Consider the following 12,935-nt stretch of genomic DNA (forward strand, 5'->3'; position numbering starts at 1 on the left):
TCGCCCACGATCATCCATGTACCCAGGAAGGATACCGCGATCAGAGATACCCCTATCCCAAGATGCGCCCCGAATACCAGAACCCCGAGGGCCGCGTGGCAAAGGAAAAGGAACAGGACGCAATGACCCTTGGCCCCAAGGAAACTGCGACCAAGCCACCTTTCCCGAAATCCCTGCCGGAACATATCGCCACCGTGCGCGAAGCCCTGTCCGACCTGGGCGAAGCAACCCCGGAACAGGTGGCTCGCCAATTCAAACGGGGCCGCGCCGCGACCGTCCAGCCGCTTCTGCAAAGCCTGACTGCCCTCGGGCAGGCGCGCATTGACGACAAGGGCCGCTTTGCGTTGTGACTGCGCAAAAGGTCAAAAAATGCTATCCTTTGATTTCAAGGTGCTGGCCCGGCTTTGGGTGCCCGGAAAATCAAACGGATCAAAATGCCCGGACCCGACCCACACGCCTTCTGGATTGTCGATAGCGACCCAAGCAGCCCCCGCGCCAGCTATCATTCGTATCTTTGGACCGGCAACGGCGGGAACCGAAAAGCCCGTGCGATTGCCATACTGAAACGCCTGATGCGGCGAGACTGGCATTGCCGCTGGTGCGGCGACACTCTGCCCGACTATGTGCGCGCAGACGCCCTCTATTGCCGCGAAGCCTGCCGCAAGGCCGCCGCGCGGCAAAGACGTTCTGTGAGGGCAGGCGCGTGACCGGGGCGGAACTGGCAGCAATCCGCAAGCGTGCCGGGCTGTCGCAAACCGAATTGGCCCGACAGGCCGGATGCGGGCGCCACGCCGTCAGCTATTGGGAATACAAACCCGTGGTGGACTTGCGCGCCTGGGCCGTTGAACGCATGGCCACAGTCCTGGACCTGCCGGATACACCCGCAGTCACCCGCGCACGGGCGGCTAGGGCTGATTTGCTGGCCGCCGCGGACGCGGCGCGTGAGGCCGCGTTTCTTGTGCACGTCCGGCGACTGCAAATGCAATGCGAAACAGTCAGGGCCAAGCGACGGGTTATCTGCGGCGCGCGGACGCGCAAGGGAACACCCTGCCGTGCGAAGTCCGAACCGGGCAGGCGCCGCTGCAAGTTTCACGGCGGTAAATCGACCGGCGCCAGAACCCCGGAAGGCATCGAGCGCATTCGCGAAGCGCAGCGGCAACGCTGGACGCGCTGGCGGCTTTGCCGCAAAGAGGGTGACAAAACGTGAGGTTTCAGGCCGCGCCCTCGCCATGGGCTGTTACTGCCTCGGCGGTTTGAAAAACAATCAAACCCGCTGCGCGGCATGGGGTGTCACTTCGACAGCCCGGCAATCAAACCCGATTTTGTGGATGCTCGCAAAAGCCTGCCCGCGCCGGTCCCTATGCCGAAAGCTGGCAGGATTGAGCATACCCCCCGTGTCGCATCGCTTTGCGTTCAAGCGTTTTCAGCATGGTGGGTATTTAGGTGGGTGAAACCACCAAATCGCCACTTTTCCCAATGTTATCAGGGGTAAGTGGCGGACCGAGGAGGATTCGAACCCCCGACCCCTTGATTCGTAGTCAAGTACTCTATCCAGCTGAGCTATCGGTCCGTGAGGGCTGCATGTACCCCCCACCTCTGCACGATGCAAGGGGCAATCCGCGGATTTTTTCGATCAGCCCAAAGAATTTCCGCGCAGCCCGCCCGGCGCCGGAAACCCCGGTCGTCAGCCCACGTCTCCCATTGGCAGGCGGATCTCGAAGCAGGTGCCGGTCTCGTCGCTGCGCGCCAGCCTCAGGTTGCCACCGTGTCCGCGCACCAGTTCCGCCACGATGGCAAGGCCCAGCCCCGAGCCCCCCTTGCGCACGCCGCCCTGGAAGGGCTGGAACAGGTGATCGCGCGCCTTGGGCGGCAGGCCCGGGCCCGTGTCGGTCACCGTGATGACCCAATCCGCATCCTCGATCCGCGCGGCAATGTTGATCTCTCCCGGTTGCGAGGTCGCAACGATGGCCTGCCGTGCGTTGCGGACCATGTTCGACAGGGCACGGTAGATCTGTTCCGGATCGCCCCGCACCATCAACCCGGCCGGGATATCCTCGCTCAGCGAGACATCCGCCTCGCCGATGGCCAGTCTTTCGGCCTCGAGCACCTCGTTGGTCAATTCGGCCAGGTTGAACAGGGTCATCACCGGCGCCGGTTCCTCGGCACGCCCAAAGGCCAGCGTGCTTTCGCAAAGAGAGACCGCCCGGGTGATCGAGTTAACCAGCTTGGGTGCCATGCGCTTGACCGCCGGATCCTCGGACATCTCGATCCGGTCCGTGAACAACTGCGCACTGGTCAGGATGTTGCGCAAGTCATGACTGACCCGCGCCACGGCGCCGCCCAGCTGCGCAAGCCGGTCCTTCTGGCGCAGGGCCTGGGTCAGCTGGGTCTGCAGGGATTGCAGCGATTCCTCTGCCTCGCGCAGCTCTCGGACCGTGGCAGAGGGCTTTATGATCCGCCGCGCGTCCTCGGGCGCCTCGGCATAGGCGCCGATATGGCCCACGACCCCCTTGATCGGCTTGACCAGCAAGGACCGCACAGCCAGGAACAACAGCCCGGCCGTGATGATCGAGATCGCCGCCGACAGCAGCAGGATGCGCAGCCCGTAGTCGATCATCGCGGTCCGCAGCGGCCCGCCGTCCATCGTGACCTCGATCAATTCGCCTCCATCGCGGAAGGGATCGCCGATCACACGGATCACCGTCCATTCGCTGTCGACCAGGCAGAGGATCGCGTCCCGCATCAGCACCCAGGCCGACGCGTCGCGCAGGTCGAAGGTCTGCGCCACCTCACCCGGGATCGGCGATGACAGCATCAGTTGCCGGATCTCGTCACGCCGCAGCACCACGTTGAAGACGCCCGCGTTGTCCAGCAGTTCCTTTTCCAGCTCCGGTTCGATCATGTCGTCGGCCAGCAAGGCCAGAGAAGCGATCTGCGCCCGTTCCAGCCGGGCCAGCAGGTAGTCCTCGCGGAAGCGCGCCACGGAGGGGACAAAGATCAGCACCTCTGCCACCATCACGAAGATGATGGTGAGGATCAGGAATCGTCCGGAAAGCGAGTTGACCATGTCCTACCGTACTCAGGGCAGCCAGCGCTGGACCAGCCGCACCACTTTCTTGACCGTCTCGTTCTCGAACAGCCTGGGGGAGAAATAGGCCCCCGCGGCCCGTTTGTTAATCTCCCCGATGGTCGGATAGGGCGAAACCATGTTCGAAACCGCGCTCATCTTGAGGCGGTTTGCGATCACCAGCGACCAGAGATTGATCAGCTCCCCGGCCTGATGGCCCACGATCGACACACCGACGGGGCGCCCCTTGACCACCATGACCTTGATGACACCGCGCGTCCTGCGCTCGGCAATGGCCCGGTCATTGTGGTGGTAGTCGAACCGCGCGACCTCCATCCGGTCGCCGTGTGCCTTCCGCGCCGCGCCCTCTGTCAGGCCGACCTGCGCCAGTTCCGGGCTTGTGTAGGTGGCCCAGGGGATGTGATCCGTCTTGGCCGTGGCTGGCAGCCCCAGCAGGGCAGAGCGGATGACGATCCCGGCATGATAGCCGGCCACATGGGTGAACTGCATTCCGCCCGCCACGTCGCCAATGGCGTAAACGCGAGAGTTGGTGCTCTTTAGACTGGCGTCCACCTTGATGCTCGTCTTGGTGGTCTCGATCCCGGCGGCTTCGAGGTTCAGCTTGTCGATGTTGGGTTTGCGCCCAACTGCCACCAGCAGGTGAGAGCCCCGGAACACGCGCCCGTCCTTCACTTCGACCTCGATGGCGCCCGCCTGTCCCCGCACCTCCTGTGCCAGAGCCTCTTCGGCGATCTCGATGCCTTCCTCCCGCAGGGTCTCCAACACGATCCCGGCCAGTTCCGGATCATCCTTGCCCAGCGCCCTTGCGCCTTCGATCACTGTCACCGCACAGCCCAATCGCCGATGCGCCTGCGCCATTTCCATCCCGATGGGCCCGCCTCCGATGATCAGCAGGTGTTCGGGACGCTCACGCAGCTTCCACAGGGTTTCATTGGTCAGGTAGGGCACGCCGTCCATGCCCGGGATCGGCGGCACCAGCGGAGAAGACCCGGTGGCGAGCACGATTCGCCGCGCGGTGATACGGTAATTGCCAGCCTCGACCTCGCGGTCGGACACGAAACGCCCGTATTCGCGGATGACCCGCACGCCAAAGCCCTCGAACCGCTCCTGGCTGTCCACGGGTTCGATCTGGGAAATCACATCGGCGACATGGTCCTGGGCCGCGGCGTAATCGACCTGTGGCACGGCATTGGCCACGCCATAGACGGCTGCATGCTCCATCCCGTGCGCCACCTTGGCACTGGCAATCAGCGCCTTGGACGGCACGCAGCCGTAATTCAGGCAGTCGCCACCCATCTTGTGACCCTCAAGCAGGATCACGTCGGCGCCCATCTGGCTGGCCCCCGCGGCCACCGACAGGCCACCGGACCCGGCGCCGAGGATCAGCAGATCACATGTCAGCTTTTCCATCTCAGATCCCCTTCCGGCCACGCAGGGCCTTGAGCAGGATCGGCAGGGCGGACAGGGCCGCCAGCCCGAGGATGGGCAGAATCACATGCGGGGCAAAGATGATGCCCAGGTCCGGCGTCTCGCCGCGCTCGAACACCTCGCCCAGGCCCGCGCCGACGGAGGTATAGACCACCGCACCCGGGATGATGCCCAGGAAGGTCGAGATGACATAGCGGTGCACTGGCACCTCGAGAAAGGCAGGGACGAGGTTGGCGACGAAGAAGGGCACCGCAGGGACCAACCGGATCAGGAACAGCATCGACCACTGATTCTCGTCGATGCCGTCCTTGATCTTTTTCACCATGCCCTGAGAATGCTCCAGCCTGTCGCCGAGGCGCGCGCCCAAGCCCCAGCGGGCAGCCAGGAAGATTCCCGTGGCGCCCAGCGTGGCGGCGGTCACGTTGTAGAGCGCGCCGGGAAAGGTCGCGAAGAGAAAGCCGCCGGTCAGCGTGGCAATCGTGGCCCCCGGCAGGGAAAACCCGACGATGACGACGTAGACCGCCATGAACAGCCCCAGCGTCAGCAGGTAATGCGCGTCACGGAACCCCAGCAGCGCCTCTCGGTTGTCGGCCAGTGTCTGAAAGCTCAGCAGGTCGCCCAGCGTGAAGTACCCGATGATCGCCACCACGAGGATGGCCAGCAGGGGCAGGTGGCGTCGGAGGCCGGGTTTGGGCGTGTCGGTCATGTCGCTCATCGTTCGGGGCCTTTGGGTTGCGGCAGGGGCACCGCATAGATGCCCCCGACGCCACCGGGAAAACAGCCGTCTCACGCCCGCTTGATCCGGCTTGTTCCCCAGCGTGAGAAATTCACGCCCGAAAAGCCAGAGTGAAACATTTCGCGGGTCAGGCCGCATGCAAGTGTTGCAGTCGGAACCGGAAGGCCACAAAGGTTCAGTGCACCGAGGGTCGGCACGCCTGCCCCGTGTGGTCGGACGCCGCTCCGAACGCCTGTCAGGCACCCGCGCCATTGGCAAAAAAACCATGACACCCATTTGACAGGGGACGCCCGCCCCCCTATAGGCAGGGCTTCGAATTTCCTGCGCCCGAGTCGACTCGGGGGCATTGAACCGGAGTAGCCGCGATGAAACGCACCTTCCAGCCGTCGAACCTCGTCCGCAAGCGTCGCCACGGGTTCCGCGCCCGCATGGCCACCAAGGCAGGTCGCAAGATCCTGAACGCGCGCCGCGCCCGCGGCCGCAAGAGCCTGAGCGCCTGATCCCCACGCCGCCCACAGCGGAGCGGGAGATGAACGCCGACGAAAAAGCCGCCGCGGATCGCTCCGAGGCGGCCTTTTTGCCGTTGACGGTTCTGGCCCGGCGCGCAGATTTCCTGCGCGCGGCTCGTGCCCGTCGCGCTCCGACAGAGGGGTTCCTGCTGCAGGCCCGGCAACGCCAGGACGGCGAGGCAGAGGGTATCCGCGTCGGGTTCACCTGCTCCAAGAAGGTCGGCAACGCCGTCGCCCGCAATCGGGCCAAGCGGCGCCTGCGCGAAATCGCGCGCCTGATCCTGCCCGAGCAGGGCCGGGACGGCTGGGATTATGTTCTGATCGGCCGCGCGGAAAAGACTGCCTGGCGCGATTTCACCGCCCTGCAGGCCGACCTGCGCCATGCCCTGCGCAAGGTGCACGGGGGCAGCAGATGAGTCCGTTCGCCCATATCGTCGCCCTGCCCGTGCGCGCCTATCGCCTCGTGCTCAGCCCCTGGGTCGGCCACGGGTGCCGCTTTCATCCCACCTGTTCCGTCTACGCGCTGGAAGCGCTGGAAAAACATGGCGCGCTCAAGGGCAGCTGGCTGGCCGCGCGGCGCATTGCCCGCTGCCACCCCTGGGGCGGCTCCGGCATCGACAACGTGCCCGATTGACCACAGCCACGGGCACATTCGCCTCGTGCCCAGGCATTTTCCAAAAAACATGTACCATTTTCGACCGGGCTCGGCTAACGACCCCGCAGAGACCACGCATCAACAAGAGGAGGTCCGACATGAACGATCAGACTTTCTCGCGCCGCGCGGCCTCTCTCGAAGCGACCTGGGGCAACGGCTTTCGCCGATCCGTCCAGGACTAACACCGCTTCACTTCCGGCCCTCGCCTGACGCGGGTCGTTTTCCAACCAACCATCGCTGACATTCGCGCCCGGGGTCCCCCGTGCGTCGTCAGTCCATTTCAAACCAGACCAGGAGTCCGGCCCTTTTCGCGCCGGGAAACACTTATGAACAATCCCGCAGTCGCTCGGCATCCGAGCACCGACATCGCCTCCACCATCGCGCAACACGGTGCGCCCAGGGTGCTTGCCGCCGCCCTGGCCGCGCTGTTCAGGGCCCCGAGAATGCGGCCTCCGCCACCGCTTGCAGAGGATCTGACCGATCATCTCAGGCGGGACGTCGGTCTGCCGCCAAAGACCTTGGTGGACAGACGCCTGGCGATCCAACCCTTCGTTCCGGCACCCGGCCCTGGCCCGCGATAACACTTGCCCAAGTCGCGGCGGGGACGTATCCCCGCCGCATGCTGGATCATGCTGACGACATTCACCCCCTGTTCCACGGGGCGCCCAAGACCACCGAGTTCAAGAAGCTCCGCAAACGGATCGTGCAGAACGTGCGCGAGGCCGTGGAGCAATACGGCATGGTCGAAGAAGGGGCCAAATGGCTTGTCTGCCTGTCCGGCGGCAAGGACAGCTATACGCTGCTCGCGGTGCTGCACGAGCTGAAGTGGCGCGGGCTGCTGCCGGTCGAAATCCTGGCCTGCAACCTCGACCAGGGCCAGCCGGGCTTTCCGGCAACCGTTCTGCCGGAGTTCCTGGAAAAGATGCAGGTGCCCCACCGGATCGAGTACCAAGACACCTATTCCATCGTGGTCGACAAGGTGCCCCAGGGCCGGACCTATTGCGCGCTCTGCTCGCGCCTGCGGCGGGGCAATCTGTACCGGATCGCGCGCGAAGAGGGCTGTTCGGCCGTCGTGCTGGGCCATCACCGGGATGACATCCTGGAAACCTTCTTCATGAACCTGTTCCACGGCGGGCGACTGGCGACCATGCCGCCGAAACTTGTCAACGAAGAGGGCGACCTGTTCGTTTACCGTCCGTTGGCACATGTGGCAGAGGCGGACTGCGACCGATTCGCGCGGGCCATGAACTATCCGATCATTCCCTGTGACCTCTGTGGCAGCCAGGACGGCCTGCAGCGTCAGCAGGTCAAGCAAATCCTTGATGGATGGGAGAAAAACTCTCCCGGAAGGCGCCAGGTCATGTTCCGGGCGCTGATGAACGTCCGCCCGTCGCATATGCTGGATCCGGGATTGTTCGACTTTGCCGGCCTCATGCGGGACATGGAATCGCCCAATTCCTTGAAAAACCCGGAGCCGCGTTAAGAACCGAGTTACCAGCGTCGCCTAGTCTCGCCTCATGAGGTACAAGGACACGGGCATGTTGGCGTCACTTCGCGCGCTTCCGACAACGCTGCGCACAGGCGTGCGGCGGGGTCTGCAGGGACCACAGGCTTTGGCATTCCTGCCTGCGGCGGCGCTTGCCGCCTTCTGGCTGGGGGGCGAGGCGCTGTTGCTGGTGGTTGCCCTGGGCACGCCGGGCATCTTTCTTCTGGTCGGCGTCCCCGCGGACCGGGGCGATGGCCGGTCGGGAACCGATCAGGCCGACATCGTCGACAGCATCGCGGCCACGCAATTGGCGCAACAGGCGCTGGACAATGCGCGCGCGGCCAACCTGGCGACGGCCTGCCTGCTGATCGAGGTCGACGGCCTTACCGAAGTGGCCCAGCAGACCGATGAGGCAACGGTCGACGCCCTGCGCGAACTGACCCTGGGCCGCCTGCGCAAGACCCTGCGCCGCGATGACGAGGCCGTGCGCCTGGGCGAAACACGATTCGTGATCTTCCTCGGCCCCTCGCTGCGGCTTGACCTCGAGGCATTGCTGCAACTCTCCGGCCGCCTGCAGAACGCGGTCGAAGAACCTGCATCGGTTGGCGATGCCATGCGCTATCTATCGGGGTCCATCGGGTTCTGCGGCAGCCTGCGGCTGAGCAACGACGCCTCCGGCAAGCAACTGCTGGAAGCGGCGCAGGTCGCACTTGAGGAAGCAACCGCCAATGGCCCCTCGGCGATCCGTGCCTGGTCCGAAAACATGCGCCAGGCCCACATGGAACAGCGTTCCCTGCGCAACGAGGTGGATCGCGCCCTGTCGAACGGTCAAATCCAGCCCTGGTTCCAACCCCAGATCTGCACCTCGACCGGTGCGATCAGCGGGGTCGAGGCGCTGGCGCGCTGGATCCACCCCGAACGCGGCATCGTCCCGCCCGCGCAATTCCTGCGCGTGCTCGAAGACGCCGGGCGCATGGAACAGCTGTCGGAGGTCATCCTGCAGCATTCTCTGACCGCACTGCGCAGCTGGGACCAGGCCGGGCTCGACATTCCACGCGTCAGCGTGAATTTTTCCGACCCCGAACTGCGCGACCCCCGCCTTGTCGACCGCATCCAATGGGAGCTCGACCGCTTCGGCCTGACCGCCGAACGGCTGGGAATCGAGGTTCTTGAAACCGTGATCGCAGGCGCGCCAGAGGGAATCGTGGCCCGCAACATCGTCGAACTGGGCAAGATCGGCTGCCATATCGACCTCGACGATTTCGGCACGGGTCATGCCTCGATCACCTCGCTGCGCCGGTTCCACGTACACCGGCTCAAGATCGACCGCAGCTTTGTCACCCGCGTCGACCGCGACGAGGATCAGCACCGGATGCTGGCCGCGGTCCTGGGCCTGGCAGACCGGCTGGGCCTGGAAACCCTTGCCGAGGGCGTCGAAAGCGTGGGCGAACACGCGCTGCTGGCCCAGCTTGGCTGTGATCACGTCCAGGGCTTTGGCATCGCCCGCCCGATGCCCGTCGACAAGCTGATCGACTGGGCACATGAACATGACGCCCGGATCGCCGACGCCAGGAAACTGGGCGGCACCACCGGCTGAGCCGGAAAGCCCTTTCCGAACACCTGCCATCCCCTTGCTCGGGTTCGGCATCCATGTGCCACACCGCCCCGTCCGGCTGGATTCCGCTTGACCTTTGCACTGCGGGACGTTTGAACCCAGCGATGACTTTCAACGGATAGGTGGCCGGCCTCATGGACGATCAGAACAAGAACCTGCTTCTCGCGACCGCGCTCAGCATGGTCGTGATCCTTGTATGGTTCCTGCTGTTTCCCCCTCCGGAGCCGACTGAGGATCCGAATGCTCCGGTGGCCACCGAAACCGACGCCCCCGCGCCCGACGGCGTGGCAACCGCGCCGCGTGCCGCTGATCCCTTGGGCGGCGGAACACCGGCAGAGGCCCCCGCGGCCAATGCCGACACGACGGAGGCCCCTCGCCTGCCGCTGGACAGCGCCCGCCTGGAAGGGTCGATCTCGCTCACTGGCGGCCGCATCGACGACCTGCGGCTCAAGGACTATCACGTCGAACTGTCGGTGGAATCGCCCATCGTGCAGATGCTTGACCCGGTCGGCAGCTCCAACCCCTACTACGCGCTCTACGGCTGGGCGCCTGGCAACGGATTGGCGCTGTCGGATGTCCCCGGGGCCAATACCTCCTGGACCATCGAAAGCGGCGAGACCCTGACCCCCGACAGCCCTGTGACCCTGCGCTGGGAAAGCCCCGCCGGGTTGATTTTCCGCCGGACCATCTCTGTCGACGAGGATTTCATGTTCTCGGTCACGCAGGCGGTCGAGAACACCGGCGACCAGACCGTGTCCCTGGCCCCCTACGGCGTGCTCGCGCGGCACGGCGAACCGGACGACCTCAAGAACTTCTTCGTGCTGTTCGAAGGCGCGCTGCAGATGTCCGACGGCATCCTGGAGCAGACCAAGTACAAGAACATCCCCGATCTGGACATGCTGCCCGCCGAGGGCACGCAGGCCACGGTCGAGCGTGTGCAGGAAACCGGCTGGGTCGGGTTCACGGATCACTACTGGATGGCGACGCTGATCCCCGACGCGGGGACGCCGTTCAAGTCGGTGGTCAAATACGACGCCCGCCGCGACATCTACCAGACAGAGGCGGTGCTGCCGACCGTCGAACTGGCGCCCGGCGCCAGCCGGGAGGTCAGCAGCAAGCTCTTTGCCGGTGCCAAGGAATGGGAAACCATCCGGGAATACCAAAAGGCCGGCATCGACCGCTTCCTCGACTCGATCGACTGGGGCTGGTTCTTCTTCATCACCAAATACATGTTCGCCGTCCTGCACTGGCTGAACCTGCATATCGGCAACATGGGCCTCGCCATCATCGCTCTGACCTTGCTGCTCAAGGCGCTGCTGTTCCCGCTGGCCTATAAATCCTATGCCTCGATGGCCAAGATGAAGGAACTCCAGCCTGAGATGGAAAAGCTCAAGGAGCGCGCGGGCGACGACCGCGAGAAGCTCCAGAAAGAGATGATGGCGCTCTACAAGAAGGAAAAGGTCAACCCGGCCGCCGGCTGCCTGCCGATCCTTCTGCAGATCCCGATCTTCTTCTCTCTTTACAAGGTGATCTTCGTCACGCTGGAACTGCGGCACGCCAACTTCTTTGGCCCGTTCAACGATCTCTCGGCGCCTGATCCGACCTCGCTCTACAACCTGTTCGGCCTGCTGCCCTGGGGCGCGCCCGATCCGCAGTCGATCCTGGCCCTGGTCTTCATCGGCATCCTGCCGCTGCTTCTGGGTATCTCGATGTGGCTGCAGCAAAAGCTGAACCCGGCGCCCGCCGATCCGACGCAGCAGATGATCTTTGCCTGGATGCCCTGGGTCTTCATGTTCATGCTGGGCGGTTTCGCCAGCGGCCTGGTGGTCTACTGGATCACCAACAACGTGATCACCTTCATGCAGCAGTACATGATCATGCGCAGCCACGGGTACACGCCCGACATCATGGGCAACATCAAGTCCAGCGTGAAAAAGAAGAAGGACAAGGAGCAGGACAGCAAATGACCCGTTCCCTGACCGCGATCTGGCGCTTTCCGATCAAGAGCCACGGCCGGGAAGAGCTGGACGCGGTCACGCTGAGCGCCGGGCAGTGCCTGCCCTGGGATCGCCTTTGGGCTGTCGCACATGACCGGTCCGGTGCCGATGGTTCGGAATGGGTCTCCTGCCGGAACTTCTCGATCGGCAGCAAGGCCCCCGCGCTGGGGGCCATCTCTGCCCGGCTGGACGAGGCATCGGCCACGGTCACGCTCTCACACCCGGACCGGGACGACCTGACCCTGCGGCCCGACGACGAAGGCGACAAGCTGATCGCCTGGGCCGGCGGGTTCATCCCGGAAAACCGCGCGCAATCCGCCCGGGTGGTGCGCGGCAGGACCCGCGGCTTTACCGACAGCGATTTCCCCTCGATCACACTGTGCAACCTGTCCTCGCACCGGGCCGTGGAACAGCGGCTTGGCCATGCCCTGTCGATCCACCGCTGGCGCGGCAATCTCTGGTTCGATGGCGGCGCCCCCTGGGAAGAGTTCGACTGGATCGACCGCGAGGTACAGATCGGCGAGGCGGTTCTGATCCCGCGCGAACGCACGGACCGCTGCCTTGCCACCCACAACAATCCCGACACCGGAAAGCGTGATCATGACGTGCTGGGCACGCTGGATCACTGGGATCACCGCGATTTCTCGGTCCGGGCCGAGGTCGTGCGCAGCGGACGGATCGCGCTTGGCGACCGCGTGGAGGTTCTGTGATGCAACTTGCCTTTCCCGTCGCCGAGGAACCGGACGACGCCGCCCGCGAGGCGGCGCGCAAGCTTTTCGTCGGTCACGAGGTCGATTTCCTCAAGGGCGTCGTCGGCATGGACGGCCTGCCGCCCGATGACCGGGCCGAGGTCTGCTTTGCCGGCCGGTCCAACGTCGGCAAGTCCAGCCTGATCAATGCGCTGACCGGCCGCAAGGGGCTGGCACGCGCGTCGAACACGCCCGGACGGACCCAGGAAATCAACTATTTCACCCTGGGCGCCGATCACTACCTGGTCGACCTGCCCGGTTACGGATTTGCCAACGCGCCCGTGGACGTGGTCGCGCGCTGGCAGGCCCTGCTGAAATCCTATCTTTCGGGCCGGGTCAGCCTGCGCCGTGCTTTCGTGCTGATCGATTTCCGCCACGGGATCAAACCCGTCGACGACGAGATCATGACCCTGCTGGACCGCTCCGCCGTGACCTTCCAGGCGGTTTTGACCAAGGCCGACAAGGTCAAGGACAAGGATAAGGACCGTATCCTGGCGCAAGTGCGCCAGGGGTTGTCGAAGCACCCCGCCGCCTACCCGGAAATCGTCCTGACCAGCAGCGAAAAGGGGGATGGCATCGCCACCCTGCGCGCGATCATTGCCGGGCTCAGCTGATCGCGGTCCTGCCCTCTGGAAATCCCGCCCCGCGCGGGGCATTCTGGGTATAGCCCCC

At 64.6% G+C, this 12,935-nt stretch carries 13 protein-coding genes and 1 tRNA gene; 10 read left to right on the forward strand and 4 right to left on the reverse strand.

The window, feature by feature from the left end; genetic code table 11:
* Positions 1–62: 62 nt before the first annotated feature.
* Positions 63–350, forward strand: a complete 288-nt coding sequence (locus tag BLQ71_RS11545) for a hypothetical protein (protein ID WP_074621830.1) — start codon at positions 63–65, stop codon at positions 348–350.
* A 353-nt stretch (positions 351–703) separates the two neighbouring features.
* Positions 704–1,207: a helix-turn-helix domain-containing protein gene (locus BLQ71_RS26415; protein WP_074621831.1), complete on the forward strand. Its 504-nt coding sequence runs from the start codon at positions 704–706 to the stop codon at positions 1,205–1,207.
* 286 nt (positions 1,208–1,493) lie between these two features.
* On the opposite strand, the gene BLQ71_RS11555 is transcribed toward BLQ71_RS26415, so the two are convergent.
* The 4 genes from BLQ71_RS11555 to BLQ71_RS11570 form a co-directional block, all read right to left on the reverse strand.
* A tRNA-Arg gene (locus BLQ71_RS11555) sits at positions 1,494–1,570 on the reverse strand.
* 114 nt (positions 1,571–1,684) lie between these two features.
* Positions 1,685–3,067: a sensor histidine kinase gene (locus tag BLQ71_RS11560; RefSeq protein WP_043140976.1), complete on the reverse strand. Its 1,383-nt coding sequence runs from the start codon at positions 3,065–3,067 to the stop codon at positions 1,685–1,687.
* Between the two features lie 12 nt (positions 3,068–3,079).
* Positions 3,080–4,498 carry a dihydrolipoyl dehydrogenase family protein gene (locus BLQ71_RS11565; RefSeq protein WP_074621832.1) on the reverse strand — a complete coding sequence of 473 codons (1,419 nt, stop codon included), beginning with the start codon at positions 4,496–4,498 and terminating at the stop codon, positions 3,080–3,082.
* Between the two features lies 1 nt (position 4,499).
* Positions 4,500–5,231, reverse strand: coding sequence for a TVP38/TMEM64 family protein (locus tag BLQ71_RS11570; protein WP_074621833.1), 732 nt, complete (start codon positions 5,229–5,231; stop codon positions 4,500–4,502).
* Positions 5,232–5,617: 386 nt separating this feature from the next.
* On the opposite strand from BLQ71_RS11570, the gene rpmH reads away from it, so the two are divergent.
* The 8 genes from rpmH to yihA all read left to right on the forward strand — a co-directional run bounded on the left by rpmH (position 5,618) and on the right by yihA (position 12,877).
* Entirely contained in the window at positions 5,618–5,752 is a 135-nt protein-coding gene (gene rpmH, locus BLQ71_RS11575) for a 50S ribosomal protein L34 (RefSeq protein ID WP_012177012.1), read from the forward strand.
* 29 nt (positions 5,753–5,781) lie between these two features.
* Complete coding sequence (rnpA, locus tag BLQ71_RS11580) at positions 5,782–6,177, forward strand: ribonuclease P protein component (protein ID WP_069209502.1); 396 nt, start codon at positions 5,782–5,784, stop codon at positions 6,175–6,177.
* Positions 6,174–6,395 carry a membrane protein insertion efficiency factor YidD gene (gene yidD, locus BLQ71_RS11585; protein ID WP_074621834.1) on the forward strand — a complete coding sequence of 74 codons (222 nt, stop codon included), beginning with the start codon at positions 6,174–6,176 and terminating at the stop codon, positions 6,393–6,395. The genes rnpA and yidD overlap by 4 nt, the downstream gene beginning before the upstream one ends.
* A 640-nt stretch (positions 6,396–7,035) precedes the next feature.
* Positions 7,036–7,899 (forward strand): tRNA 2-thiocytidine(32) synthetase TtcA, encoded by an 864-nt coding sequence (ttcA, locus tag BLQ71_RS11590; protein WP_074621835.1) that lies wholly within the window; start codon positions 7,036–7,038, stop codon positions 7,897–7,899.
* A gap of 55 nt (positions 7,900–7,954) precedes the next feature.
* Positions 7,955–9,499: a putative bifunctional diguanylate cyclase/phosphodiesterase gene (locus BLQ71_RS11595; protein ID WP_074621836.1), complete on the forward strand. Its 1,545-nt coding sequence runs from the start codon at positions 7,955–7,957 to the stop codon at positions 9,497–9,499.
* Positions 9,500–9,651: 152 nt separating this feature from the next.
* Complete coding sequence (gene yidC / locus BLQ71_RS11600) at positions 9,652–11,484, forward strand: membrane protein insertase YidC (RefSeq protein ID WP_043140955.1); 1,833 nt, start codon at positions 9,652–9,654, stop codon at positions 11,482–11,484.
* Positions 11,481–12,224 carry an MOSC domain-containing protein gene (locus BLQ71_RS11605; protein WP_074621837.1) on the forward strand — a complete coding sequence of 248 codons (744 nt, stop codon included), beginning with the start codon at positions 11,481–11,483 and terminating at the stop codon, positions 12,222–12,224. The genes yidC and BLQ71_RS11605 overlap by 4 nt, the downstream gene beginning before the upstream one ends.
* Positions 12,224–12,877 (forward strand): ribosome biogenesis GTP-binding protein YihA/YsxC, encoded by a 654-nt coding sequence (gene yihA / locus BLQ71_RS11610; RefSeq protein ID WP_043140952.1) that lies wholly within the window; start codon positions 12,224–12,226, stop codon positions 12,875–12,877. Before BLQ71_RS11605 ends, yihA begins: the two co-directional genes overlap by 1 nt.
* Positions 12,878–12,935: the final 58 nt, after the last annotated feature.

It is taken from the genome of Antarctobacter albus (assembly GCF_900101505.1).
Classification (GTDB): Bacteria; Pseudomonadota; Alphaproteobacteria; order Rhodobacterales; family Rhodobacteraceae; genus Antarctobacter; species Antarctobacter albus.